Genomic DNA, 26,294 nt, shown 5'->3' with positions numbered 1-26,294 from the left:
CCCGCTGAAGCGCGTCGTGCGCTTGAGCAATTCGAAGGCTCCGCGCACGACGCGCTTGCCCAACCCGACGACGAAGAATATGAAATCCAAACCCGCAAACTCTCGTTATGAATGAGGGAGCCTCGGGGGGCAGGTCACGCATACTCGATCACACAAATAAGCCAGAGCCTCCAATGCAAAAGCCGCTCTGATGTCCAAATTTATATGACGCCAAAAATCATTTGGTTTCGAGAAAGGCTACTGATGTAGGCTAAAAAATAGAAGTTCTTTCTTCGCGATTCTCAATTGAAACAACTAGCCTGTAAGCTGTAAGTGGTTCGCGCCACTTGGTGAAAGCGGCGGCGTTGTTTCGTTCGCAGAACCTACCTCCGGAAGAGATATGCATTGCAGTGTGGAAAAGACATTTTTAACCAGCCAGAAATGACCAATCGAAAAACATTAAGACGCAACGCTTGCTTCATCGCAGATCAGTTTCCAGCAAACATAGCGCTGTTTAAACCGAAGAGTCAGTTGATACCGAGCGGGTAGGGGATGGCGCCATGTTATCGAGACGTTGATCGAACAAACGGTCGCGCGATGCCCAGAATTTTGCAAAGAGGATCGGTGTAATCACCAGCGATATGATTGTCGAAAGAAGTACCCCACCTGCAATCGCGATAGCAAAAGGCGGCCAAAAGCCTCCGCCCGCGAAAATCAACGGGAGGAAACCGGCGAAGGTAGTGATCGTCGTTGAACTGATGTGCCGCACCGACTTGCTGACGACCAGCACAATAGCCTTCTCATCCTGACCGCGCGCATGCAGGTTCTCTTGCAGGGCCGTGATGACGATAATTGCAGCGTTGATCGACACACCAATGGCACCGATAATACCGATGATCGCCATAATACCAAGAGGTTGCCCGGTAAGTGCCAGGCAGAGAAGGCTTGAGCCCACCGAAAGCACGCAGACAACCCCCGAAATTGCTGCGAGACGAAATGATCCGAAAGTGAGGATGACAGTGGCCACAGCGAGAACCAAGATCATGCCCAGAGAAGCCTGAAGATCGTTCAATGTTTGATCGCGGGCGTCGCTGTCCCCTCCGGTTTTCATCGTCACACCGGAGGGCAGATTAAAACCGGATGCATCAAGTCGTGCAAGAAGGTCGGTCTCAACGCTTTGAGGCAGAACATCGGCCGCCGTGAAGGCCTGAACTATGTTCACCCGGGCGCCGTTTCTGCGGTAAAGGCTGCTTTCCTTTTGGGTCAGGTGGATCGAGGCGAGGGTGGAGAGCGGTGTGGCCGTGAAGGCATCGGCGGCTTCACTTCGGGCATGGGGTTGGACAAGGTATAGATCACCGATGGCACTGATGCTCTCGCGCGTCTGTCGGGGGGCCATGACCCGGATGGGAATTTGTTCTTCCCCCTCCTGAATGGACCCGCCAACGCGTCCGTCAATTGCGTCAGCAATCTGAGCGGCAATCGAGGCATTCTCGAACCCCAAGGCTTCGGCGCGCGCCTCGTCTATCTGAAGGGTCACGCCTGGCGCACCACCAGACAGTGAGGCACGGGTTCCGACAATGCCGGGTGTATCGACCATAATGCGCCGGATCTCTTCGCCCGCCTCGCGCAATGCTACTACATCCTGCCCGAACAGCCGTGTCTCGACGGGGGCGGTGACAGGAGGGCCTTGCACCAACCGGCGCACCACAACCTGAGCTGCGGGAATATCGGCGCCAAGGGTGCCCTGAACGCGCCTTAGAACGTCAAGTGTGGCGGCGGGAGATTGGGTCACGACCATGGCGTGGGCATAATTTGGTGTGCTGCCCTCTTGGCTGAGCACGTTGTAATAGAACATGGGCATGCCCCGCCCGACCATCCAGGTCACGCTTTCGACCAGAGGATCGGCGCGCAAGGCGTCCCCAACGGCCAATGCAGCGGCGTGTGTCTGTTCGAGCGGCACACCCGGAGCCATGTGGATTTCAACCTGGAACTGGTCGCGGTCGACGCCGGGAAAAAACTGCGCCGGCAGGGTGGGTGCCAGAACCATACCGAGCAACGCAGGCGACAGGAAAAGCGACAGGGACAGGCGTGGGTGGGCAAGGGACCATCTGAGCAGTGCGGTGAACGTGTCAAGCAAGGCAGATGGCGCGGCATCTTCCGGTGGTTCAGGCAGTATCCAGCCTGCCAGACCCGAGGTCAGCACAAGTGCGATCACAAGGGACCAGCCTAACATAAGCAATACCGCAACTGCGATGGTACTGATGAAATCGCCCGACGCTCCGGGAAGCAATAGCATCGGCATGAAGGCGAATGCAGTTGTCAGCGTTGAAGCTGTAAGAGGGGCTATCAGGCGGCGGATCGAACCGCTAACGGCTGTCGCACGCGATTGGCCGGCTGCGATGCGGCGCATGATCTCGTCGACCATGACGATATTGGCGTCGACCACCAGTCCAAGGGCGACGATCAGACCCGTAATGGACATCTGATGGATGGGCACACCGACGTAGTAGAGGCTGGCAATGGTTGCCAGACCCACCAATGGTATTGTGGCGCCCACGATTAGCGCCGCGCGCAAGCCCATCGAGACAAGCAGGATCGCAACGACAAGACCCAACCCGATGGCGAGCGATGACGCGACCTCGATTAGCCGTTTGTTAGTGTATCCACCTTGGTCAAAGATCATCTCGATGCGCAGCCCATCCGGGGCGGCGGCTTTGAAATCGGCAAGTTCAGCGCGGATAGCCGTGGTCCAGCGGTCAATGCGCACACCGTCTTCGATCCGCACAGCCACAAGAACCGCGTCCTCACCGTTGTGAACACCTATGGTCTGCGCCGGGTCGCGCACGCTCCTCGAGATGTCTGCAAGGGTCCCGAGGTGGACCGCTGTATCGTTGTCATTGCGCAGGTCCACACCATAGAGATCCTGAAGCGTAGATATCCCTTCAGTCGCGTTCAACTGCATGTTGAGGCCTTCATTGGCGAGACGCCCGGCCTGTGTTCGCCCGTCGGCTTGCGCAATGGCGCTTGCCACATCAGCAAACGTAAGACCAAGAGATGCCAGCTTTGCGGGCAAAATCTCGACGCGGATTTCCTCTTTTGGCATGCCGAACGTCTGGATTTTGCTTGTGCCCGAAACGTTTTGAAGCTGTAGCGAAAGAGCATTGGCATACCGCCCGAGGATCGCGGGGGGTATGCCCGGGCGATCCGCAGAAATCGCGATGATGGCCGCATATGTGTTGGCGAAATCGGTGTCGACGTTGCTTGGTCCCGCACCTTCAGGATAACTGGGGCGTGCGTCTTCCAGCTCGTCGCGTACTTCGGCCCAGATGCGCTCGATCTGATTCACGTCGACCGAGGCCATAAGCTCAACAGAGATGACGGACACACCTGCCGAGGACGTGGATTCGATCAGGTCGATCTCGGGAATGCGGCGCAGCTTTTCCTCGATCGGGATTGTCAGAAGCTCTTCGACACGGCTTGCTTCTGCGCCGGGATAAGGCGTGCTGATCAGCGCATAAAGATTGGTGATGGTAGGATCTTCCTGCCGCCCAATTGTGGACAAGACAGAGAGACCCCCCACAATGATTAGTGCAATCGTCAGGATAAGCAGCCGGGGCTGGCGGTAGATGAGGTCCAGTTTCATTGAACCAGCGAAACCAGTTGGCCGGGAACAAGGCGATGCTGTCCCTCGGTGACAAGTAGGGCCGCGGAGGCAAAAGTGCCGCGCACAAAGGCGGCAGTGTCACTGACATTTAGTATCTCGACGGCCTCGACCGCGATGCGGTGGTTATCGCCATCTGGCTTTGCGACGATAATCTCCCACAGGCCCCGCGAGCCGTCGCGCAGGGCGCTGATCGGTACGACCACACCGTTGGCGGAAATCTCTTGCATCATGTGAATTGTTGCTACGGTTCCGGCGACGATAATCGGGTTGTCATCTAGTTCGAACAGCACGGTGCGCGTCTGGGTTGCGGGGTCGATGTCCGGGCGGATTGCGGCGATACGGGCAGGGTACAGGTCAGCCCCGATCATCAAATCGAGCTCATCGCCGATCGATAGATTGCGGCACAGAACCGGATCGACACCGATCCTTACGTTTCTGGGCCCGTTCTCGATCAATCGCAATATCGGTTGCCCTGCTTCAAAAGAACTTCCCGGATCGGCAAAATGCTGAGAAATGGTCCCTGCAAACGGGGCACGCAGGGTTGCGCGCCGGATCCGTGCGTCAAGCATGGTGATCTGCCCTTCGAGATCGGTTGCGCGTCCTGAAATCTGGGCAAATGAAATGCGAAGCGTATCGATGGCGTTCTGTGTTTCGCGGGATTTATTCTTACGGCTCTCTTCGCGGTCAAGCGTGCTCCGCATAATATTCTGCTCATCGCGGGCACTTGAAAGCAGCCTGACAAGTCGATCACGCTCAATCTCAAGCAATTCGGTATCGAGCCCGGCGAGAGCTGCGCCGGCTGTCACTGTTTCACCTTCCCCAGCGAAGATTGTTTTAAGTTTACCTGGTTCGTCAAAGGCTATGTCGACGGTCTGATTGGGTTCGATCCGACCCGAAAAGCGCCGTTGCACGTTGTAGTGATCCGCTGCACGGAGTCGGGTTACCGAAACAGGCGTCGCTGGCTTCGTTATTGATTTTAACGCAGTTCTCTCAACCACTGGCCCGGGCGCAGCCAAAGCATCGGTGGGTAGGAGGGAACGTGATAACACCAAGGTGATCATCCCGATAATGATCACCACGCCTGTTGTCATTGCCAGCTGCTTGATCCCAAACATTGCCACCCTCTCGATCGTCTGGGCACCCGCCCGACGATTATGCTCATTCAAAGAAACATTATGATTGAATTGAGCCTATTGTTGAATTCTGGCGAAAAATGGGCGTTAGAAAGAAAAATAGGCGGTACAAAGAAAAAAGCAGGTTTTTCTACGTGCGTGTTCCTATGTATTGAAATTACTTTCGGAGCTGGCAGGGCAGGTGCTGAAACAGATACCGCTGTTCTGCCGTGTCCCGTGCGGGGTCTTAGCTAAGACAATACGATCAGGCTCTTATCCCGCCTGCCCCTAGTGAAGAAATCAGGCTAAAGTGGGGCTTGGAAAAGGTCAGATTGCCAAAGTTCTGCTGTTTGCCTTTATGTTGACACATTTCGCCGCATTAATGCCTTTGACTGCAAATTTTGAAATAGGTGATTCTATGGGTTTCTCTTTTGGCATATTTGATGCGGACACAATTGAAGCTGCCTTTGGGCGCGAAAGCGGTGTTGCCGAGCTTTCGGCAGAACGCCGCGTGGTAGAGAGCGCTCAGCTTAAGCGGGACTGGCTTAAGCTTGCCGGAACGCTGTCTTGGCGTACGCACCCGTTCGGGTCGTGCAGTGTTTAGGGCTAGATGAAATCTCTGGCTGTATAACAGACGCACAGGTAGTTTGCGCGCAGCCTTGATCGGGAATGCCATCGCAAGGACCTCGCCATAATCGTCAAACATTGTGACCAGAAAAGAGCGGCGGGAACGAGCCGCTCTTTTATATTATCAATGATGGAAACGCTCAGGTTGACTTGCGACGGTGCTGTCCCTCTGCACCAGGAGCGCCACGCGGAGCACGCGGCAACCAGCCGGCACAGGTACAGCAGTGACGCTGAAATCTACGCCATTAGTGCTGAAGCAAAGAAGGTTGAGGGTGTATCCCAAACCTCATCAAATACGGTACACGTAAAATAGATGGGTATCAAAGCGCACAACGAGAAGCATCACTTCAGGTTTCTGCGAAACACATTAGTCTGCGATGTAGAAGCCTATCATGCACCCTGTCGGGCTGGTCATGTTGTTTCCCAAAAAGAAGTACACTTTTCCATAAAATTCCGCCTGACAGCTTATTTCAAAGCATCTGAAACCTAAGACCAGTTAGACGGATGATGCCAGTCCCGTGCGGGACATGGCCTAGGTGAACTATTGCGTTCAGTCGCAGAGTTGGTCTCCCAGACATGCGCTCTATCTCTTGGGACGCGACAAAGCTTTAACTCTTGTGTAAGACAGGTAACAATTGGTTTGGGGAATTGTTTTCCGATTATGCTTATGCGTGAAATTCTTGTTGTCGATCTGGATCAGACGCTCCTGAAAAGCGATATGCTATTGGAGAGTTTCTGGTCCGCCTTTAGTCGGGACTGGCGTAGCCCGTTCAGGTCGATGCTTGCATTGTCCCAGGGAAAAGCAGCCCTGAAGCGCTATTTGGCCGATGTGGCGCAGATTGATGTCACCCTGCTTCCCTATGATGACGAGGTCATTGCCTATATCGAGGCCTGGCGCGCTTCGGGTGGACGCACAGCTCTTGTTACGGCGACCGATGATAAAATTGCGCAGTCTATCGGACATCACCTCAAGCTCTTTGATGAAGTGTACGGATCAAATGGGTCCGAGAATCTGAAAGGGCCAAACAAATCTCGATTTCTGATTGAGAGTTATGGGGAAAAGCAGTTTTCCTATATGGGGGATTCGCAAGTTGATCTGGACGTCTGGAAACATGCTAAGCGGGCCATCACCGTCAATCTCCCGGACGCTGTGAAGGCAAGAGCGTCCAGCGTTGCCGATGAGGTGGAACACCTTGCGACCCATACCCCCCAACCAACTGCGTATTTCAAGGTGATCCGACCCCATCAGTGGCTCAAGAATGCTCTGATTTTCCTGCCTATGCTCGCCGCTCATCAGCTGGACGGTCTCACCTTCATGGTGTCCTTGCTCGCATTTGTCGTCTTCTGCCTCATTGCCTCGAGTGTCTATATCGTAAACGATCTGCTTGATTTGGACGCCGACCGGGCCCATCCGCGCAAGCGGCAAAGACCCTTCGCTGCGGGCAGTCTTCCAATCGCATCGGGTATGTGGATGGCGGCGGGGCTTCTGGGTGCTGGCGTGGTGATCGGCGCTTTGCTAGGGCCGGCTTTTCTTGGCGTATTGGTTGGCTACTACATTTTAACCACGGGGTATTCGCTTTATCTCAAGCGGCGGATTATCGTCGATATCTGTGTGCTTGCCGGTCTTTATACGGCGCGTATCGTTGCAGGAGGGGCGGCGACGGGCATACCTTTGTCTGTCTGGCTCCTCGCGTTTTCGATCTTCTTTTTCCTATCTCTGGCCGCGGTAAAACGGCAGGCAGAACTCGTCGACAGTGCGAGGCGGGGCCAGCTCAAGGCGACTGGACGCGGCTATCACATAGAAGACCTGCCAATCGTTTCGATGATTTCGATCAGCGCGGGATATGTCGCGGTCCTTGTGATGGCGCTTTATGTGAACTCGCCTGCGGTGGCGGAACTTTATAATCACCCTGAGGCGTTGTGGGGTGCTTGCGCCATTCTACTGTACTGGATTACCCGCACGGTACTGCTCGCGCATCGCGGCGCTATGCATGACGACCCGCTGGTCTACGCTGCAAAGGACCGGATAAGCCAAGCGTGTTTCCTTGGTAGTCTGGCCTTTGTGGTTGCAGGTGCCGTGCTGTGACCGTCCGCAGCCTTGTCCTCAGATACGCAGCCTTCGCGATTGTGGCGACGCTTGCAAATTTGGGCGTACAACGTCTTGTTCTGGCTCCGGGCAGTGAAGGGGTCACTTTTGCTCTGGCGGTCGGGGCAGGGACGTTTGTGGGTTTGGTCACAAAATATAGCCTCGATAAGAAGTGGATATTTTATGACGATGGCACGGGCGTGAAAGCCCATGGTCACAAGTTTTCGCTCTACACGGCGATGGGACTTGTCACGACAGTGATCTTCTGGGGCATTGAGACCTTTTTCTGGCTCATTTGGCAAACGGATGCCATGCGCGAACTTGGAGCAATCATCGGATTGAGCATCGGCTATTACATCAAATTCCATCTCGATCAGCGGTTTGTGTTCACCGACAAACGTCTTGAGGTGGTGGCATGATCCTTTCGGGTTGGGGGCGCTATCCGGTGCTGAACGCCTCTGTCCACGCGCCGCGCAGTTTTGCCGAACTTCAGGACGACGTACGCACCGCCCAGAGCGTGATCGCGCGCGGGAATGGGCGTGCTTACGGCGACAGTGCTATCAATACCGCCGCAACCATCAAGACACGGCATCTGAACCGAATGCTGGCATTTGATCCTGAAACCGGCCAGCTGATCGCTGAACCGGGTGTGCTGCTTGGGGATATCATCGCTGCTTTTCTTTCCCGTGGATGGTTCCTTCCGGTTGCGCCGGGCACGAAGTTCGTCAGCCTTGGGGGAGCGATTGCCGCCGATGTACACGGCAAGAACCATCACAAGGATGGCAGTTTTCGCAACTGCGTTGATTGGGTTGATGTCATGGATGCCCAAGGCGCGGTCACGCGATGCTCGGGCTTGGAAAATCCTGTCCTGTTCGATCATACGCTTGGTGGTATGGGGCTGACCGGGGTCATCACGCGGGCAGCGATCCGTTTGCGCTCTGTGGAAACGGCGTGGATGGTGCAGACCACCTATCCGGCCGCCAATCTCAAGGCAGCGATGGATATTTTTGAGGCCAACCTTGAGGCGAGCTACTCTGTAGCATGGATTGATTGCCTTGCGACCGGCAGCACGAAAGGGCGTTCATTGGTGACGCTTGGTGAACATGCCCGCCTGAATGATCTTCCCAAAGATCGTGCGCAAACGCCTTTCGATGTGCCCAACAAGAGGACGTGGACGGTCCCCTTTGAAGCACCGGGCTTTGCGCTTAACAAGGTCACGGCGCGCGCTTTCAATGCGCTCTACTACCGGACAGGCTCGCGCAAGGCAGGTCAACAGATCATCAACTGGGACAGCTTTTTCTTTCCGCTTGACGCCATCCTGCACTGGAACCGTATTTATGGGCGCAAAGGGTTTGCCCAGTTTCAATGCGTATTGCCGCTGGGTGCGTCCCAAGCTGGCATCTCGGCTCTGCTCAGTGCGATCGCCAAGGCGGAGGCCGGGGTGTTTCTGGCCGTTCTTAAACGATTTGGACCTCAGAGAAGTGCGTTTTCCTTTCCGATGGAGGGCTACACGCTGGCCCTTGATTTTCCGATCAATCCCAGATCTCTGCGCCTGCTGACCGAACTTGATCGCATCACACTTGACCATGGCGGGCGCTTTTATCTCGCCAAGGATGCCCGGATGTCTGCGGATGTCTTTGCTGCATCCGATAAGCGGATCGAGGCCTTTCGTGCTGCGCGTCAAGACAATGGCTGGAAAAATTCGTTTGCATCTGCCCAATCTCAGAGACTTATTTTATGATGAAACCTTCTGTTCTTATTCTAGGCGCGCATTCAGACATTGGCAAAGCCATCGCGCACGCCTTCGCAGCACTTGGTCATCCGATCCAGCTTGCGGCACGCAACGCCGGCAAGTTGAAAGCCGATCAATCCGACATAGCGCTCAGATATAATGTTGCGGTATCCTTGCATGAGTTTGACGCGCTGGACCTTGCGTCACACGCGGCATTCGTTGACGGTTTGTCCGAGATGCCCGAGGTGGCCATTTGTGTCGTCGGATTGATGGGCGAGCAATCGCAAAATGAGCAAGATTTGGAAGCTGCGATCCGCGTGATGCGCAGCAACTATGAGGGTCCTGCACACATTCTTGCCGAGCTTGCTAACCGGTTTGAGGTGCGCGGGTCTGGCACGCTCGTGGGTGTCAGTTCTGTCGCGGGCGAGCGAGGTCGGGCGACCAACTATGTCTATGGGTCCGCCAAAGCAGGATTTTCGGCGTTCCTGTCAGGTTTGCGCAACCGGTTGGCACAAAAAGGCGTGCATGTTGTCACTGTGCTGCCCGGATTTGTCGTGACAAAGATGACCGAAGGTATGGACTTGCCCGCGCCTTTGACCACCACGCCGGACAATGTGGCGAAGGCGGTGGTCGATGCGGTGGAGAGAAGAGTTAACATAATCTATATTAAGCGCACTTGGCGATATATCATGATGATCATCCGCGCCATTCCAGAAGGAATATTCAAGACCCGTAAGATTTAAGTGGCGTCTTCAAGCGTTGGATGTACTGCCACGGGTCAGACTAATCGGCCACCTGATGTCTCTTGATTTGACTGTCACTTGCCGGCCGAAAGGCAGGCCATTTTGATTTCGGAAAAACGAAGTACTGGTCAGTGTCGTCGCGCGTGGTCGGTTCAACACCCGAACGGACATGGACGTTAATGACTTTCTCATTTTCAAGGTGAACGTCGAAATGAGATTGCTCGAAACCCTTCTGGTACTGGACCTGTCACGGTTTGATGCCGCTCCTTTGATAGCATTTATTGCAACAAAGGAGACTAACTATGGGACTGGAACGAGGAGACCAATTCTGCAAGGATGCGGTGCGTATTGCGCTTCCCAGTGGCCTTGCGCGTAAGTAGGTAGCTGATGATCTGGGTGTCGGGATGTTGACGCCGAACAAATGGATCACAGCCCATCGGGCCACAGTTGTAGTGTCGAAAGAAGATTTGACCCTCGTCAAAGAGAAACATCGACTTCAACGCCTACGCGCTTAACCAGAAATGGGCCGGTGATGTCAGCTTTGTTTGGACCCCCGAAAGTTGGTTGTACTTCGCCGTGATCCTGGACCTACACTCTCGCCGTGTCATTGGCTGGACCCCTATCGTGACATTGCTGCGCAATGCACTGCCGGGCAGTGGTGCAGCAATCGGATGAAACGGGACTTGGTGATCCGTGCATTGAAAATGGCCATTGCGCTCAGAACACCGCCCAGAGGCTGCGTTCACCACACGGATCGCGGGCCACAATACTGTTCTCATGACTATGAGAAAATCCTGCGCCAGCATGGGTTCAAGGTATCGATGTCTGGCAAAGCTAATTGCTACGATAATGCGGCTGTTGAGACGTTGTTGGAAAAGCCCCGTCGCTTTCGAAAATAAAGTGGCCTGAACGAGCACTTGGGGCGGCACGAAAGCGCGACAGGTCCAAGAGCCTGAGCAACGTCACAACAGTAGACGTCTACTTTGGGCGCGACAAAGCCACTCTAAGAGAAAGGGTGAAGATCAAGAAACCGACAATCTAAAATCGCCGCTTGCAACATCAAAAACAACCCGCATAATCGATCACACAAATAAGCCAGAGCCTCCAATGCTCAAGCCGCTCTGATGTCCAAATTTATATGACGACGGACATGGTATGCCAGCACGGGTGATCCGGACCATCAAAGAAAACGAGTGAACCTGCCGCCGGCTTGAGTTGGTCATGCAGCGGGAACAAAGGGACTGTCTTGTCAGAAAAGACCATATCGATTGTACTACCAGATCTTCGCGGCGGCGGCGCGGAGCGTGTGAACCTTGATCTTGCTAAAGGTTTCAGAGCGCGCGGCTTCAATATTGAATTCGTTTTGCGCATGGCACGCGGAGAGCTGCTGGAAGAAGCAAATGAGATCGGGCAGATTGTCGGGCTGAATGCGCCGCGGGTCAGGTCAGCGGTACAACCCTTGATAAACTACATTGCGGAACGACGCCCTGATGCGATCCTTTCGTCGATGTGGCCGTTGACTGCAATCACGATATGGGCGCGCGCACGATCACGTCACTACTGTCCGGTGGTATTGGCCGAACACGGCATGTTGTCGCGTCAATACAACGGCCGGGGTTCGCTTCATAAACTTATGCTGGAAAAGACCTTGGAATATGCCGCCACACGTGCGGAGGGTGTTGTTGGCGTCTCTCAGGGCGTGGCAGACGATCTCGCAAACCTAACCGGGCTTGATCGGGGCCGGTTCAACGTAATTTACAACCCCGTCCCGCTTTCGGGCCGCGTAACTGCGCGCGCGCGGGACCATGTCGAGAACCTGTGGCAGGGTGGTCAGGGCAAGCGGATCATCACAGTGGGGACCTTCAAGCAGGTCAAAAACCAGGCCTTGCTGATTGATGCACTGGCAGGACTTGGTGATACTCAAGCCCGTCTCATGCTGGTGGGCGACGGTGATCTGCGCGGTGATCTTGAACGTCGGGCGCAGGAAATGGGGGTAATGGATCGCGTGAAGTTTGCAGGGTTTCAGACCGAGCTTGATGCCTTCTATGCCAGCGCGGATGTGTTTGCGCTTGCCTCATGGCGGGAGGGCTTCGGCAATGTCATTGTTGAGGCGATGCATCACGGGCTGAAAATCGTGTCGACAGATTGCCCGACAGGACCCGGAGAGATCTTGGAGAATGGAAAATATGGGTGGCTGCCCCCCCCCGGTGATCATGATGCGATGGCTGCTGCATTGCGCGAAGCGCTCGCCAGCCCATTTGACCCGGACCGTCAAAAATCTCGGGCCGCCGCGTTCAGACCCGACATTGCGATCGAGGCCTACCTCGCACTGCTTTTCCCCCACCGGGGCCAGACAGTTGGGAAATAGACATCAATCGCGACAAAACCCGCTGACTGCTTTCCTTTGATCACAAATCGATGGCATCTCGATGCATCAGCGGGTTGGAAACCAAGCTTTATCACGATGTCGAACATCAAATTACCACGACAATTTGATGAAAAACTCTCATTACTGGAACAGCCGAATTCATTGGGTTTCATCTGGCAACGAAAGCCGGGGTTAGCTACAATCTGAAAAATCCACGCGTCTAAATCGATTCAAACGTGATCGGGACGTTCAACGTCATGGAGGTGGCCCGGCGACATGAGGTGGATCACCTGCTGATGGCCTCCACATTTTCGGTTTACGGCGCCAATACCGAGATGCCTTTGACGAAACAGAAAAGGCAGACACCCAGCTGAAAATCTATGCCGCGACTAAGAAGGCCAATGAAAACATAGCTCACGCCTATGCACATTTGTGGAACCTGCCGAAAACAATGTTCAGGTTCTTCACCGTCCAAGACACGTGGGGGCGTCCGGATCTGGCGCTTTACAAGTTTGTGAATGCGATTTTCGATGATCGGCCGATCGACTTCTACAACCATGGTGAGATGTATCCCGATTTTATCTCTGTCGACTACCTTGGGCGTGGCATCGCCCTTCCTGCTGCAGCTGTTCCGGAAGGGCCGGAGATGCCCGAGGACCTCGAAGAGGGAGACAGCCTCAGCCTGGCGACCCCTTGCCGCGTTGTGAATATTGGCACTTCCGAAAAGGTACGCCTGCTAGAATTCATTGATGCTATCGAAGACAGTTAGGGTAAGAAAGCCCGGCGGAATTACATGGACATACAGATGGGCGACGTGCCAGCCACTTGGGCCAACGCCGACCTGCTTGGACGTCTAACGGGATACAAACCTGAAACAGACTTTCGTGACCTGATCGATCTGTTCCTGGAATGGTTCCGTGATTATTATGGAAAACACCCCTAAAGGAACTGACCCCCAGCCCGATGGGCCCATCCGCTTTGGCGATGCGCGCCCTAGTGTCACGCCCTCCGAAATAGTGTTCAAGCATTTGCACAAGTCTGGCCCGCTTGATATCCGCATGCCGGAAAGTCGCGGGACACTAACGCTGATGTCTTGGGGCGACCGTGTTGAAAATGAGTTGTCCTGGCGAGGCTGGATCGGCCATGAACCGAAGGTCATGCGCTGGTGGGCGCGTCTGGTGCTTGATGCAAAAACAGTACTTAACCTTGATGCTACCGTGCATGCGTTTGAGCCTGTCAGGCGATTCGCGGAAGGAATTAGTGTAAACTGCAAGTTTTCCGGTCTTGATGTGAAGTGTTTTCAGCAAGCCGTGGCAGATGAGGTCGGTGAAGTCCTGATCCATGATCACTGCGCGCTACATGGCTGATCGTCTGCGAATGGACCCGAAATCCAGCTGAACATGATGCCGCGCGTGACTTTCCGGAGGAGGCTGGTTATGTCGTTATTGATCCGGTCACTGGAGAAAAAACCGCTCTGGATGCCGGTCGCGAGTACGACGATAGAAATGTCATCTTTTGCCCCGCGTCTCGTGCGGATGCACTGCGGTCGTCAAGACCGCTTAAAATTGGCAGTGTCTGTCGTCCGGATTTGAAGCCAGAAACACTTGAGGAAAATGATTATGTCGAAACCCCTTATCGCCGTTATCGGCCTTGGATATGTCGGTCTCCCACTTGCTGTCGAATTTGGCAAGACACGCAAGGTGATTGGCTTTGATACCAACAATACCCGCATTGCCGAGCTGAAGGATAGCCATGACGCCACTCTGGAAGTGGACAGCGATGAGCTGGCCGGCGCCAAGTATTTGCGTTTCTCTTCGGATGCGGATGATCTGAAAGACGCCACGGTGTTCATCGTGACAGTGCCGACGCCGATTGATGCCCACAAACGCCCCAACCTTACGCCGCTGCACAAAGCATCCGAAACGGTGGGGCGGGCGCTAAAAAAAGGCGATATCGTCATCTACGAGAGCACCGTTTTCCCCGGTGCCACGGAGGAAGAATGCGTGCCGGTGTTGGAGGCGGTGTCAGGATTGCGTTTCAATCAGGATTTCTTTTGCGGCTACAGTCCCGAAAGAATTAATCCGGGCGACAAGGCACACAGGCTGCCGACCATTCGCAAGGTCACGGCCGGGTCCACACCGCAGGTCGCGGCCGAAGTAACCGCCCTTTATGATGAGATTATCACCGCTGGCACCTACCAAGCACAGAGCATTCGCGTGGCCGAGGCGGCCAAGGTGATTGAGAACACACAGCGCGATCTTAACATTGCGCTGGTCAACGAACTGGCTCTGATTTTCAACAAGATGGAGCTCGATACCGAGGCCGTGTTGGAAGCTGCTGGTACGAAATGGAACTTCCTGCCATTCCGTCCGGGCTTGGTTGGCGGCCACTGTATTGGTGTTGACCCCTATTACCTCACGCACAAGGCGCAGGCTATTGGCTATCATCCGGAGGTTATACTGGCCGGTCGTCGCATCAATGACGGCATGGGTGCCCATGTGGCCGAACAGTTGATCAAGGCGATGCTCAAACGGCGCATGCCAGTCAATGGGGCACGCGTGTTGGTGCTTGGACTTACCTTCAAGGAAAACTGCCCTGATCTGCGCAACACACGCGTGGTCGATGTGGTGCAGGAACTCTGGAAATACGGTGTGGATGTGGATGTCCACGATCCCTGGGCCGATCCGAAAGAAGCCAAGACGGAATATGACATTGATCTGGTCGAGGCCCCAAATGCTGGTACATATGACGCGATTGTCCTAGCCGTGGCGCATGACGAATTTCGGGATCGAGGGATTGAAGGTATTCGCGCCCTCGGCGCTGTTGACCACATGGTCTACGATATTAAATACTTGTTCGACGCCGATGACACCGATCTAAGGCTTTGATAACGCGATAACGTAGACGGCGTACCTGCTTTGTCCGTCATGCCACACGGGCCACGTACGGTTAAACGTGGTCAATCGATCCTTCCCCGATATTTACTGTCCTGCGTCCTGTCCGCAGGTTGCGGGGGGGCGTGGCCTTTTTCTGATTGGGAGAGAGAGCCCCAATCAGCATGGATGTCAGAGGCAGCGCAATGAGCGTGATTGTACCAACCGCTGTGTAGACGCCAAAAGCAAATAGAAAGGAAAAGCCAAACAACAGGGCCAAAGAAGAAGACAGCGATCCCGCGACGACTGCAAGTATGAGGTATCCAAGTATCATCGGTCCAAAGTACTCCACTCTAGTTAACAAAACCTTAATTTTTTGAGGACCGGAAAACTTCGGCCCTGCCCGGATCATGCTGGCTTGTTTGCTTTCGATACAGCACAACTTCTAGTCTATCGACACTGTGGCAACCATATGGCGAAAATGGAAAAGCTTTGAGACGCACCCGCCCTGAGCGAAAACCGGTTAAGTCGCACGCTCGTACTGTCCGCTGACCCTGAAGCGATTGACAAAGGACCTTGCTCACAGCTGTTGGATCAACGCAGCACTCTATCCGAGCATCGCGCACGCTTTACGTGTATCTGGCCACTTTGCCGAAGTTATGAACGCCTCTCGGAGGATCATTCTTTGTGCGCAAACGACGGCTTGTCCTGAGATCGTGAACAATGACCGGAACCCTTGATGGTTGGACTTACTTCCGAAACGCCAGACCGCTGAAATTTGTAGAATCGTTAATAATCTGGCAATGTAGTCTTTAATTCATTGTGAGGGCCTATTTTGAGAATTCATAAGCTCCTTTTTGTCGTAGCAACAGCAGCATGTGCCGCAGCGACATCTGCATCTTCCACGACGCTCGATTTCGACAGTGGTACTGCCGTTGTTTCGGGCAACGTGATGTCTGGATACGCGCAAGAGGGTCTGGTTTTTTCGATCACCCAAACCGGGGCGGGGTCCATCGGAGCGAACCTGTTTAACACGATGTTCTGTGTGGATGGAACCGGTGATGCCGCGAGCTGCGGCGGGAATGATGACGGCGATCTGGTGCCGCGCACCCAAGGTGAAAACGGTGTAGGGGGAAACGTACTCATCCGGCAGGAATCGCACAATTTCGGGAATAAGAATGGTGCGCTTGATGATGATGCGGCGACAAGTGGCATCATCACCTTCACACTTCAATCCAGCACTCCGTTTTGGATCCACGGATTTAGCGCGGTAGACGAACAGCCCATGTGGATCGACGCAGGCACGCAGACCTGTGGGCCAGTGAACAACGCGGGCAACCGTGATACGGGCTATGCGAGCTGCGAAAATTCCCTAACATCACTTCTTGGCATCGGTGACAGTTTCGACGTGCGATTTGCCGGGTCAGGTGGCGTGGATTCTATAGAACTGTTAGTGGCAGCACCACTGCCTGCGGGATTTGTCCTGTTGTTTGGGGGGGGTGGGTGCATTGGCCTTTTGGCGCCGTCGTCGGACCGTCTGATCAGAAGCTTAGGTATTTCATAACATTTTGGCGACAGCGTCGTTGGGCCTCTTCAATCCAGTACCGTCCACATGATGATAAAAAGGTTCAGCTTGATCCAGATACCATCATCCTTGTCGGATTTCGGTCAAATGCCTGAAGCTTCTGAGATAAAAGTGCAGGGAAGAGGAAAAGGCCGCAAGAATGACATCAGAGCAGGAATAACCCAATCAGATACCGCATTGCCGCGCGTGATCGTCATAGTTTCGTCACAGGTTGCATTCATTGCGAAACGCATCCATACACCTTAAACTTAACAAGGGCTGGCTCGGTCATCCCCACGTGGTCCTAATCAAAAATGAGTACTGTACTTTATAACGATCATTTCGGATTCAACGAGCGACCGTTTTCTCTGTCGCCCGATCCAGAGTTTTTATATTGGTCAAAGGCGCATATGCGCGCCCGATCGGTTCTTGAATACGGCCTTGTGACCCGGGCGCCGCTGACCGTGGTTTCTGGTGAGGTTGGGACCGGGAAGACAACCTTGATCCAGGAACTGCTGCGCAATGCCGACAAGGATATTACGATCGGGTTGATTTCAAATGCCCGTGGCGATCGCGGTGATTTGCTCCGTTGGGTTTTGGGCGCATTTGATCTCGAGGTTGATAGCGGTGCCGACTATGTGCAGCTGTTCCAGCAGTTCCAAGACTTTGTTGTGGAACAATATTCGAGCGGCCGCCATGTCGCGCTGATCGTGGATGAGGCTCAAAACCTTGGCATGGAGACTCTGGAAGAGTTGCGCATGCTGACAAATATCAACTCGGGCAAAGACGAGCTGTTGCAGATCATTCTGGTAGGGCAATCCGAACTGCGGGACTTGATACGCAGGCCTCAATTGCGACAGTTTGCGCAGCGTGTCACATCGACATATCATTTGGACCCATTGGATTTGAAGACTACGACGGATTACGTTAGGCACAGATTGAAACATGCCGGCGGGTCTGGTGAAGAGATCCAAGAAGCCGCGATAATACTTGTTCATCGTGAATCATCAGGCATCCCGCGCATGATCAACAAAATTTGCGATCTGGCTCTTGTCTATGCATCGAGTGCGGGAAAGAAAGCGGTAGACGCAGATACAATCCAAGAGCTCATGGACGACGGGTTGATCTTGAAGCCGTACAATGAGACGTATTTCATGACGAATAGAATTGATGTTATCGATAGGGCAGCAGAATGAGCATCGACATTGGCTTTTACCGGGCGTTGGTACTTCGCCGACTCCCGGTTATGATCTTGTTCTTCCTGCTCATTTCGGGCATCGGGATTGCAACTGCTTTCAAGCTGCCTAACGAATACTCGACATCGGCAAGACTTATGCTGGAAGCCCCACAAATCCCGGTCAGCATGATCCCCACAACTGTCCAGACCAGCGCCGCGGAACAGCTCGAGGTCATCGAGCAAAGACTTATGACGCGAAGCAACATGATTGATATCGCTAACCGGTTCGACGTGTTTGTAAACATCCGCGACAAGGAGCCGGATACAGTTGCCTCAGATATGCGAGCGGCCACGAAAATTGTACGCAGGAGTGGTGGCCTGAACGGCGCGACACTGATGACAATTTCATTTAAGGGACGATCCCCTCAAGTTGTGGCTAATGTTGTCAATGAATACGTCACATTGGTTATGCAGGAAAATTCGCGGTTTCGCGTATCACGCGCTGAAAACACGCTAGAGTTTTTCGAGCAAGAGGTCGAACGGCTAGGTGTTGATCTCTCTCGAAAGGCGGTCGAAATAGCGACGTTCAAAACAGATAACGCGGATGCCTTGCCGCAGGATCGCGCATTCCGAGTGCAGCTTGAGACCCGATTGCAAGATCGTCTTCAAAATCTCGAAACTGAGCTCGTACGTGCCCGGCAGCATCTGAGCAATCTGCAACTGCGACTTACGGTAACTCCGGTAGAGCCCGAAGCGGAAGATGATCGTGGGCGTCAGTTACTTATCCTTAAAGGAGAGATCAAACGCCTAAGAGAGACCTACTCCGAGAACAATCCAAGGATTATTCGGTTGAAAAACCGAATAGAGCAGTTGGAAGTGATAGTTGCTGCAGACAACTCCGCAATGGATACGGTCAACAATGAGGAAAATGTCTCAGAAGATGGCGTCCTTCGCGAAATTGCACTTCAAGAAGCCAAGGAGCGCGTTGAAGCGCTGGAAAATCAGATCGAAACCACCAAAGTCAGCTTAATTGAGACGCAGGAGAGCATATCGGAAACGACGGCGAACTCTTTTCAACTTGAGGAGCTCGAGCGCGATCTGGGTCGCATCCAGTCGCGCTACGATGCTGCGGTGGCCAACTTTAACTCGGCACAAGTAAGCGAGCGTGTGGAGGCCTCCGCGCAAGGCCAGAGGATGAACGTGATTGAAAACGCGAATGTCCCGCGCGTTCCCAGCGGCCCCAATCGAATTGGCATCGCTGCGATCAGCCTCTTTTTCGGCATAGCTCTGGCTGTGGGGTACTTTGTTCTGCTTGAAGCACTGAACCGGACTGTTCGACGTCCGACCGAACTTTCCGAGCTTTTTGATACTGTGCCAATGGCAGTTATTCCTTATATGGAAAGCCGGCTCAAGCGCGGGGTACGTCGCATCACAATGGTTGCAACGACACTTGCCGTGTTGATTGGTGTTCCGTTAGGGCTCTGGTATGTCGATACAAATTATATGCCTCTCGAGCTGATCGTTCAGAAAAGTATGGCCAAGCTTGGGCTTGGTTAATTAAAGTTTGCGGTTAGGGTGAACCCACATGGAAAAACTACAAGCGGCTCTGGATAAGGCGCGAAAGTCGCGTACTGCACAAGAAAATGTGTCGAATACCACGCCGTCGTCATCCAAGGACACGGCACGGGCGCATGGGCCTGTTTCGGATCGTTGGGCGGTGCTGCCGTCTCTGAATCTGAAAGATAGTAAGCTGGTTAAGCGGCGCATCGTTACGCGCACGGCCCGAGAAACCGCTACGCCGTTCGATATTCTGCGCACTAAAGCACTTTTGCAGATGCGCAAGAATGGATGGACCCGACTTGCGATAACCTCTCCGATGCCACAATCTGGCAAATCCACTCTGGCTTGCAATCTGGCGCTCGCGCTGAGCCGTCAGAGCGAGCTGCGATCCATGCTTTTCGATTTTGATCTTCGGGATCCGACAATCGCCTCCTTTTTTGACGTGCAGCCCGAATATGGGATTGGTGAGGCCATGACGGGTGTAGTCCCGTTCGAGAAGCAGGCCGTGCGTTATCAAGATAACTTGATCGTTTCTATGGCGCAGCGCGAAGAAGCTGATCCGACGCGTATTCTGCTCGCTGATGAAACAATGAAAAGACTTGATATCATTCAGGAATATTACAAGCCAGATGTGATCATCTTCGACCTGCCATCAGTGCTGGTGAATGACGACACACGGGCGTTTCTCAAAAACGCTGATTGTGCGTTGATCGTGGCCAGGGCGGATAAGACCCAGTTCAACCAATTCGAGGTTTGCAAAAGAGAGGTTTCTGAACAAACAAATTTGTTAGGTGTTGTGTTGAATGCTTACCGTTACGAAAAACGGGCGTTTTTGACTGCCTAGAGTGTTCGGTGGTGCAATTTCTTGCCTGGCCTTTGGCTGAACACCGAACACCATTCCGACATAGCACGGGCGCGGACTTTGCTTGATGCCTTGGCAATTGGTCAACACCGCTATTGCGAATCACTATAAATCAACATACACCTATAGGTAGAATATTCTGCTTTAACTCGCTTGTACTCAATTCCGAGGCTGGCCTATCCAGCTGAAATCGTGAGTTTGTTCACGCGCTAGAAACAATAGATACGACAAATCTGATGTTTTCACGATTAACTCGACTATAATTTGAAATACCTTGATGGTAGCCGGTGTAACGGTCATAGTACCATTAAAGCAAGTTGGGAAAATCCAGCAATACCGACATCAGAGGCACGAGTCGGGCAGCTGCATTGAGCAGTTTATTTTTGGGGATTTTATTGTGAAACATGAAGCATTTGTTTCGTCCGGTCGGACCGTTGTCACTGATTTGAATGTGTGGACCGATGGCGCAACTTTTAAGTATAACAGATTTTATTTTTCTCTTACCAAGCGCCTGATGGATTTCGCGTTTGCACTGCTGTGCCTTCCTTTCCTGTTGATTTTGACCGTCCTGATATGTGTGGCCAATCCGTTCTGGAACCCAGGTAAAGTGTTTTTCCGTCAACGGCGTATGGGGCGGCACGGCAAAGCGTTCACTATGTGGAAGTTTCGCACGATGGCCGACAATGGTGCCGCGGTGAGAGATGCCAACGCACCGCTTGACGCTGATCGTATCACGTCGCTTGGTCGGCTGTTGCGTAGGTCTAAGCTGGATGAGTTGCCAAACATTTTTAACATTTTGACCGGGGACATGAGCCTCGTTGGACCAAGACCTGACGCGTTCGAGCATGCCACCGAATACGCGTTGAGCGTGCCGCGCTATCGCAAGCGGTTCACTGTGCGCCCGGGGATCACCGGCCTTGCTCAGGTCCGCGGCGGGTATGCAGACAACCTGCGGTCGGTTCGCCGCAAGGCACGCTACGATAGCTATTACATCCGTCACCGCAGTATTCTTTTTGAGTTTTCGATCATTGGTGCGACGATTGGTGTTGTACTGTCTGGTTTCGGACAACGATAATCAATCCGGCGTCCGCGCATAATTTGTCAACAAGCGAGAGGGCTTTACCTCTCACGGCGTCCAAAGCGCTTTGCGTGAGATATGAACCGTCACTCGAGATGAGGCGGATCACTTGCAAAGAGCAGATTTTTTTCCCGGCCAAAAGCGATTTGGCAGCAGCGTGACCAGCCACGTCGCTCCAAACTTGCTGAACTCGTCAAGGTCGATTGTAAGTCTGTCATAAGGCTCAAGCGGATCTGATACCATGCGCACGACGGAAACAGACCCGGTCGCCCTTTCCAGCGCCAGAGAGGCGCGCGCCATGTGCCTGCGGGACGTGATGATGGTGACCTCATCTACCCCCGCAAGCGTGTCCAGCCAGCAATCCGTTTCCAAAGCATTTTCAAAGGTCGAATGAGCATCTGGTGCCAGCACGATGCGCCCGCTGGTTACCCACTCGGCCTGTTCTGGCGTTGGGTCAAACAGTGCAGGAAACTTGTGTGGTATAAGCCCCGAAGTCCGGTTCGCCCCGGAAATAAGCAAGTAATCAGCCTCATCCGACGCAATCATATCAAGCCCGAGATAGATCCGGTCGTAGGCACCCGTAAAAACGACAACGGTGCGAGGTGGCCTTTCCGAACGATCATCCGTTTCTGTACGAAGGATGTGATCAAGCAGCATCACCGCTATTAGAACCGCAGCAACCCCCAAAATCGCAAGCACCCTAGTTAGCAAGCGAGCTATCGCGCGAATAAGGTACACGAACTCATTTCTCCATTCAGATATGGTGTTTCGCGATAGACCTTTAGCACAGTTGATCGCGAAACGCTTCAAGCAAAAAGCAGTCGTCCACTAGTATTTCTGACCTGGTGTTTCGAACGCTCTGGCAGATCTAGATCTTACCGCTATGGACAGCATCAGGCTTGGATGATAGCGCCAAGCTATCTGATGCTTTGTGGGATCTTTCTGCGTGAAAATTCTTCTTTCAGTCAATGCAGCGTGGAATATCTGGAATTTTCGGCGTCCGCTCGTTGAGGCGCTTCTGGCAGATGGTCATACCGTCAGAATACTAGCTCCAAGAGACGATGCAGTGCCACAACTAGAGGCGATGGGGTGCTCTTTTAGTCATCTAGAAATGAGTGTTAAGGGCCTCAATCCTGTTCAGGATGGCCGCCTGACCCTCCGTTTCCGCAAGCATTTTAGCGATTTTCAACCTGACGCAATCCTCAGCTTTACCATCAAGAACAATCTATTTGGCGCAATCGCTGCAAAGTCGTTGCGTATCCCCTTTATTCCAAACGTCACCGGGCTGGGCACGGCGTTCCTTTCAGGTGCTGTTCTCGAACGGGCGGCGACGGTCCTCTACAAATCAGCGTTCCGCAAACTGCCGGTTGTGTTTTTTCAAAATCAAGACGATCAGGCACTGTTCCTTGATCGAAGGCTCGTCACCCCGGCTCAGGCGCGGTGTGTGCCTGGATCGGGCATTGATCTTGATCGGTTCGCTGCGGCCCCGCTTCCCTCTGACGCCCCTGCCCCGGTTTTTTTGATGATTGCCCGGCTTTTGCGTGACAAAGGTGTTGTTGAGTTTGTTGATGCCGCACGCCTTGTGAGGGCACGCCAACCGCAAGCGCGATTTCAACTCCTTGGTGCCACGAGCGCCGAAAATCGTACAGCCATTGATCGCGAAACTGTCGAGAGTTGGGAGAGTGAAGGGATAATTGAGTATCTTGGAGTGACCGGTGATGTGCGACCACAGATCATGTCCGCTGATTGCGTTGTGCTGCCCTCCTACCGTGAAGGTGCACCGCGCACGCTGATCGAGGCGGCCGCGATGGCCAGACCCTTGATCGCCACGGATGTTCCAGGATGTCGGGCTGTCGTCGAGGATAGCAGAACGGGCTTTTTATGTGCAGTGCGCAGCGCAGAGAGCTTGGCCCAAGCCTGCGAAGCGTTCATCGCCCTGACGCCACACGAGCGCGCCGACATGGGGCGGGCTGGCCGGATCAAGATGGAGCGTGAATTTGGGTACAATATCGTGGTCGACGCCTATCGCAAAGCCTTCCAAGACCTGAGCCGTGCTCTGCGCCAGCCCTCTGAATGATAAGGCCACCAAACAAGCAGAGCCTTATGTCTGCGCCCCCGGCCTGGTTGCTAAACGTTTCATTTATTGGCAGGAACCTTGCAATTTTGAGACAGATGCCGGAAAGAGCTTGATAACTTTTTTGCACAGTAACAAGCGTCTTGGTCTGTCAGCGGCGCCCCAAAGAAAAGATGAACGTTACCTCGACAGAACTTACAGGAACTATAATCGCTTGGGAAACATGTCATGCTAGCATACGTCGGAGTTTACTTATGGATGTCCATGACAGCCCTGATTGCTAACGACCGCGCCCAAAAGCAATTTGTCGTCTTTTTCGGGGTCTTCTTGCTGTGGTACATGGGCGCTCGAAATACAGTCGGCTGTGATTGGTGGGGATATCTCCATCGTTTTCAAGTCATAGGGCTTGATCAGCCGTTTTCGGCGATCTTTGCTGATTTTGATGAACCTGGTTTCTGGTTTCTCATGAAGTTCGTGCGTGACAACGAATTGCACTATATGTGGCTGAATTTCATTGCTTCGGCCATTATGGTCGTGTGCTTTGTTGTGTTTTGCCGGGCGCATCGCAACAGCCTGCTGATCCTCGCATTGCTGTTTCCAGTGGTCATCGTTCAACTTGCGATGTCAGGAATTCGGCAAGGCCTGGCTGTCGGGTTTCTTATGGTAGCGACGGTGGCCTGGATGCGTGGCTACAGAATCTGGACGGGGGTATGGTTATTTGCCGGATCAATGTTCCATGCCAGTGTCATAATGTTCTTGCCGCTCGTGCCTCTGGCAGGGCGAAAGGTCACGACCAAATGGCTTTTTGGTGCGGCCGCTGTGTTGAGCCCGGTGGTTGTGTTTCTCATGGGCGATCGGGTCGAAACCTACAGTGACAGGTATCTCGACAACTCCGATATCACATCAAATGGCGCGCTTATCAGATACACTCTAATGCTGTTTCCGGCGGTCTTTTACTTAAAATACAAAGAGAAATTGAAAACAGAATTCCCTGAATCATTCGAACTCATGCGCGTGACGACAGCAGTGACCTTCTCTTTGCTTCCGGTCGCGATATTCTCGTCTATTCTTTTGCACCGGGTAATTTACTACGTCATGCCATTGAGCATTATGACATTCGTCGCTCTTGCTCACGTCGCCTTTCCAAAGCTGAACCGAACATTTGTTCTTACTCTTCCGGTGCTGGTTTACGGATTTTATACAGTAATCTGGTTTCTCACTTCGTTCCATGCGCAATACTGCTATATCCCGTATCAGAATTTTTGGAGCGTTTTTTGACTTTGGCCTATATAACCGCAGCTAATTTGCTCGGCCAAGGCGTGTATCATGCGCCTGTGATGCCACAATAAATCGTTGATTGGGTAAGGTATGAGCAGGACACATGGCGCAAAATCTCACATAATGACTTGGGTGATTTTTGCGGCAGCGACAGTGTTCGCGACGCTTATTTTAAACAGATGGATTGTGTCCGATTTAGGGCTTCTTTCATTTGGTCGGGTCTGGCAGCTCTATATCTCCTATGCTGATTTCGGGTTCATGCGCCGTGGGTTTATCGGAACACTTCTTTCTGAAACAGGTGTCAATACGCTTTTTCCCAATGAGTATGTGTTTGCCCATCTCATACAGTTTCTCGCGATAGCTGCGCTGGCTCTGCTCACAGCGATGTACTGTATTACAAACGGCCTTAAAAACCCTCTTTTTCTCTTTGGAATTGCATTTTCCCCCGCCTTTCTGACGCATTCCGGATATGCCACTGGCACGCTTGACGTTTTTGTGCTGCTCATTGTGCTCGCCAATATCTTGTATGTTCGTCATTACGCGGTTTTCAGTGTGTTGATCCTGATTGGTGTTCTCACGCACGAACTCTTCATCTTCACGTTGCCAGCTCAGTTCTTGGCGCTTCACCTGAACTATCGGTCTAAAGCGCCAGCTCTTGACCTCGCATATTGGGTACCTGCCCTAACGGTCCTGTTATCGACGCTGTTTGTTGTCCTTTTTGGTCAGGTCGGAATCCCGGAAGCCGAGTTTGAGGAGTTGATGCGCGCGCACCTGCCCAATGCGAATGAACAACACCCACTTTGGAGCGGGTATTTTGAAGTTGGGTCCGAGGTCGCGCGGAGCATAAGTGAATCGCATCATCTTTTCCTCGCGGTGAAAGAAGGTCGGATCGTTTTTCTACTGCCTGTTCTACTTTATGTCGGACTTCTGACACTCAGGGCTTTGCAATATGTGAGGGGCAATGGCGAAATTATGTTGGTGATCGCGGCTGTTGTTGCGCCCTTGATGGCGTCATTCCTAGCAAATGATTTCCATAGATGGGGTGGCATGGGGGCAAACATGGCTCTGCTGCTGACGTTGCGTCTGGCAGTGCGTGAGGGTGACGAGACATCAAAATGGAATTTGATTTTGGCATTTTGTTGCCTTTTGGCCCCTTTCGGGGCCGCCGAACTGGAACGACCGTTTCCACTTCATTCCTTTGTGGTCGAAAGCCTGTGGCCTTCATAAGCCAGACGGGTCTCTCCCTCTGTTTCAAATCGTTTCGCTTTAAACGCATGACATGCGAAAAAGAGGAGTGAGCTGTTGATGAGGGTTCGAATCACAAGGCTAGAAAATCTTTAGTGAAATCAACAATGTCTGCCATTTGGCGCCATTTTGCACTATTTGGAGACAGTTAAGACGCATTCAGCCCCTTTGTCCGCGCGGTCAACGCTCTTTCTTTGCTGAGCTAGCCATTCGACTACTTTCGCTTTTGGATGTCGTGACATCCAAAAGCGATCCTTACTTTTCAAACAATA

The 26,294-nt window shown here is 53.1% G+C and carries 20 protein-coding genes and 2 pseudogenes; 18 read left to right on the top strand and 4 right to left on the bottom strand.

Annotation, left to right across the window (positions count from 1 at the left end; translation table 11 throughout):
- Window positions 1–493: 493 nt before the first annotated feature.
- Together OS189_RS14325 and OS189_RS14320 are read right to left on the bottom strand one after the other, a co-directional pair.
- Window positions 494–3,622 (bottom strand): efflux RND transporter permease subunit, encoded by a 3,129-nt coding sequence (locus OS189_RS14325; RefSeq protein WP_267168008.1) that lies wholly within the window; start codon window positions 3,620–3,622, stop codon window positions 494–496.
- Window positions 3,619–4,809: an efflux RND transporter periplasmic adaptor subunit gene (locus OS189_RS14320; protein WP_267168007.1), complete on the bottom strand. Its 1,191-nt coding sequence runs from the start codon at window positions 4,807–4,809 to the stop codon at window positions 3,619–3,621. Before OS189_RS14320 ends, OS189_RS14325 begins: the two co-directional genes overlap by 4 nt.
- Before the next feature lie 256 nt (window positions 4,810–5,065).
- Here OS189_RS14320 and OS189_RS14315 point away from each other — a divergent pair, with 256 nt between their 5' ends.
- From OS189_RS14315 to tviB, 10 genes and pseudogenes are all read left to right on the top strand, one after another.
- The gene (locus tag OS189_RS14315) at window positions 5,066–5,359 is read left to right on the top strand and encodes a hypothetical protein (RefSeq protein ID WP_267168006.1); all 294 of its coding nucleotides are present in this window, start codon (window positions 5,066–5,068) and stop codon (window positions 5,357–5,359) included.
- A gap of 690 nt (window positions 5,360–6,049) precedes the next feature.
- Window positions 6,050–7,468 (top strand): UbiA family prenyltransferase, encoded by a 1,419-nt coding sequence (locus tag OS189_RS14310; RefSeq protein ID WP_267168005.1) that lies wholly within the window; start codon window positions 6,050–6,052, stop codon window positions 7,466–7,468.
- On the top strand, window positions 7,465–7,887 hold the full coding sequence (locus OS189_RS14305) for a GtrA family protein (RefSeq protein WP_267168004.1): 423 nt from the start codon (window positions 7,465–7,467) through the stop codon (window positions 7,885–7,887). The genes OS189_RS14310 and OS189_RS14305 overlap by 4 nt, the downstream gene beginning before the upstream one ends.
- Window positions 7,884–9,209, top strand: coding sequence for an FAD-binding oxidoreductase (locus OS189_RS14300; protein ID WP_267168003.1), 1,326 nt, complete (start codon window positions 7,884–7,886; stop codon window positions 9,207–9,209). Before OS189_RS14305 ends, OS189_RS14300 begins: the two co-directional genes overlap by 4 nt.
- On the top strand, window positions 9,209–9,943 hold the full coding sequence (locus OS189_RS14295) for an SDR family oxidoreductase (protein ID WP_267168002.1): 735 nt from the start codon (window positions 9,209–9,211) through the stop codon (window positions 9,941–9,943). The genes OS189_RS14300 and OS189_RS14295 overlap by 1 nt, the downstream gene beginning before the upstream one ends.
- Window positions 9,944–10,245: 302 nt before the next feature.
- A pseudogene (locus tag OS189_RS14290) lies at window positions 10,246–10,818 on the top strand (transposase); the annotation flags it as partial.
- 371 nt (window positions 10,819–11,189) lie between these two features.
- On the top strand, window positions 11,190–12,311 hold the full coding sequence (locus OS189_RS14285; RefSeq protein WP_267168001.1) for a glycosyltransferase: 1,122 nt from the start codon (window positions 11,190–11,192) through the stop codon (window positions 12,309–12,311).
- A 170-nt stretch (window positions 12,312–12,481) separates the two neighbouring features.
- Window positions 12,482–13,254, top strand: a pseudogene (locus tag OS189_RS14280) (NAD-dependent epimerase/dehydratase family protein); the annotation flags it as partial.
- The gene (locus tag OS189_RS14275) at window positions 13,229–13,678 is read left to right on the top strand and encodes a hypothetical protein (protein WP_267168000.1); all 450 of its coding nucleotides are present in this window, start codon (window positions 13,229–13,231) and stop codon (window positions 13,676–13,678) included. The pseudogene OS189_RS14280 and the gene OS189_RS14275, both read left to right, overlap by 26 nt.
- Before the next feature lie 252 nt (window positions 13,679–13,930).
- Entirely contained in the window at window positions 13,931–15,199 is a 1,269-nt protein-coding gene (tviB, locus tag OS189_RS14270) for a Vi polysaccharide biosynthesis UDP-N-acetylglucosamine C-6 dehydrogenase TviB (RefSeq protein WP_416237484.1), read from the top strand.
- Window positions 15,200–15,260: 61 nt separating this feature from the next.
- Here the strand turns inward: tviB and OS189_RS14265 are convergent, their stop codons facing one another.
- Window positions 15,261–15,596 carry a hypothetical protein gene (locus OS189_RS14265; protein WP_267167998.1) on the bottom strand — a complete coding sequence of 112 codons (336 nt, stop codon included), beginning with the start codon at window positions 15,594–15,596 and terminating at the stop codon, window positions 15,261–15,263.
- Window positions 15,597–16,019: 423 nt separating this feature from the next.
- On the opposite strand from OS189_RS14265, the gene OS189_RS14260 reads away from it, so the two are divergent.
- The 5 genes from OS189_RS14260 (at window position 16,020) to OS189_RS14240 (ending at window position 21,422) form a co-directional block, all read left to right on the top strand.
- Complete coding sequence (locus OS189_RS14260) at window positions 16,020–16,748, top strand: hypothetical protein (RefSeq protein ID WP_267167997.1); 729 nt, start codon at window positions 16,020–16,022, stop codon at window positions 16,746–16,748.
- A gap of 314 nt (window positions 16,749–17,062) precedes the next feature.
- On the top strand, window positions 17,063–17,944 hold the full coding sequence (locus tag OS189_RS14255) for an ExeA family protein (RefSeq protein ID WP_267167996.1): 882 nt from the start codon (window positions 17,063–17,065) through the stop codon (window positions 17,942–17,944).
- Window positions 17,941–19,482 carry a GumC family protein gene (locus OS189_RS14250; protein ID WP_267167995.1) on the top strand — a complete coding sequence of 514 codons (1,542 nt, stop codon included), beginning with the start codon at window positions 17,941–17,943 and terminating at the stop codon, window positions 19,480–19,482. Before OS189_RS14255 ends, OS189_RS14250 begins: the two co-directional genes overlap by 4 nt.
- Before the next feature lie 28 nt (window positions 19,483–19,510).
- Window positions 19,511–20,329: a tyrosine-protein kinase family protein gene (locus tag OS189_RS14245; RefSeq protein ID WP_267167994.1), complete on the top strand. Its 819-nt coding sequence runs from the start codon at window positions 19,511–19,513 to the stop codon at window positions 20,327–20,329.
- Between the two features lie 295 nt (window positions 20,330–20,624).
- Window positions 20,625–21,422 carry a sugar transferase gene (locus OS189_RS14240; RefSeq protein ID WP_267167993.1) on the top strand — a complete coding sequence of 266 codons (798 nt, stop codon included), beginning with the start codon at window positions 20,625–20,627 and terminating at the stop codon, window positions 21,420–21,422.
- Between the two features lie 108 nt (window positions 21,423–21,530).
- Here the strand turns inward: OS189_RS14240 and OS189_RS14235 are convergent, their stop codons facing one another.
- The gene (locus tag OS189_RS14235) at window positions 21,531–22,082 is read right to left on the bottom strand and encodes an ElyC/SanA/YdcF family protein (protein ID WP_267168016.1); all 552 of its coding nucleotides are present in this window, start codon (window positions 22,080–22,082) and stop codon (window positions 21,531–21,533) included.
- Between the two features lie 274 nt (window positions 22,083–22,356).
- On the opposite strand from OS189_RS14235, the gene OS189_RS14230 reads away from it, so the two are divergent.
- From OS189_RS14230 to OS189_RS14220, 3 genes are all read left to right on the top strand, one after another.
- On the top strand, window positions 22,357–23,502 hold the full coding sequence (locus tag OS189_RS14230) for a glycosyltransferase family 4 protein (RefSeq protein ID WP_323380233.1): 1,146 nt from the start codon (window positions 22,357–22,359) through the stop codon (window positions 23,500–23,502).
- A 261-nt stretch (window positions 23,503–23,763) separates the two neighbouring features.
- Window positions 23,764–24,777 (top strand): EpsG family protein, encoded by a 1,014-nt coding sequence (locus OS189_RS14225; RefSeq protein ID WP_267167991.1) that lies wholly within the window; start codon window positions 23,764–23,766, stop codon window positions 24,775–24,777.
- A 123-nt stretch (window positions 24,778–24,900) separates the two neighbouring features.
- Window positions 24,901–26,004, top strand: a complete 1,104-nt coding sequence (locus tag OS189_RS14220; protein ID WP_267167990.1) for a hypothetical protein — start codon at window positions 24,901–24,903, stop codon at window positions 26,002–26,004.
- Window positions 26,005–26,294: the final 290 nt, after the last annotated feature.

The organism is Sulfitobacter sp. F26169L (assembly GCF_026410285.1).
Lineage (GTDB): Bacteria > Pseudomonadota > Alphaproteobacteria > Rhodobacterales > Rhodobacteraceae > Sulfitobacter.
Note: the sequence above shows the minus strand (reverse complement) of the source record. Positions and strands in the feature narration are given on the sequence as shown.

Bases quoted from the DNA above. Each gene is read 5' to 3' on its own strand.
- OS189_RS14325 (WP_267168008.1), bottom strand. From the start codon at position 3,622: ATGAAACTGGACCTCATCTACCGCCAGCCCCGGCTGCTTATCCTGACG.
- OS189_RS14310 (WP_267168005.1), top strand. From the start codon at position 6,050: ATGCGTGAAATTCTTGTTGTCGATCTGGATCAGACGCTCCTGAAAAGC.
- OS189_RS14300 (WP_267168003.1), top strand. From the start codon at position 7,884: ATGATCCTTTCGGGTTGGGGGCGCTATCCGGTGCTGAACGCCTCTGTC.
- OS189_RS14295 (WP_267168002.1), top strand. From the start codon at position 9,209: ATGAAACCTTCTGTTCTTATTCTAGGCGCGCATTCAGACATTGGCAAA.
- tviB (WP_416237484.1), top strand. From the start codon at position 13,931: ATGTCGAAACCCCTTATCGCCGTTATCGGCCTTGGATATGTCGGTCTC.
- OS189_RS14265 (WP_267167998.1), bottom strand. From the start codon at position 15,596: ATGATCCGGGCAGGGCCGAAGTTTTCCGGTCCTCAAAAAATTAAGGTT.
- OS189_RS14255 (WP_267167996.1), top strand. From the start codon at position 17,063: ATGAGTACTGTACTTTATAACGATCATTTCGGATTCAACGAGCGACCG.
- OS189_RS14250 (WP_267167995.1), top strand. From the start codon at position 17,941: ATGAGCATCGACATTGGCTTTTACCGGGCGTTGGTACTTCGCCGACTC.
- OS189_RS14245 (WP_267167994.1), top strand. From the start codon at position 19,511: ATGGAAAAACTACAAGCGGCTCTGGATAAGGCGCGAAAGTCGCGTACT.
- OS189_RS14240 (WP_267167993.1), top strand. From the start codon at position 20,625: ATGGTAGCCGGTGTAACGGTCATAGTACCATTAAAGCAAGTTGGGAAA.
- OS189_RS14235 (WP_267168016.1), bottom strand. From the start codon at position 22,082: ATGCTGCTTGATCACATCCTTCGTACAGAAACGGATGATCGTTCGGAA.
- OS189_RS14225 (WP_267167991.1), top strand. From the start codon at position 23,764: ATGACAGCCCTGATTGCTAACGACCGCGCCCAAAAGCAATTTGTCGTC.
- OS189_RS14220 (WP_267167990.1), top strand. From the start codon at position 24,901: ATGACTTGGGTGATTTTTGCGGCAGCGACAGTGTTCGCGACGCTTATT.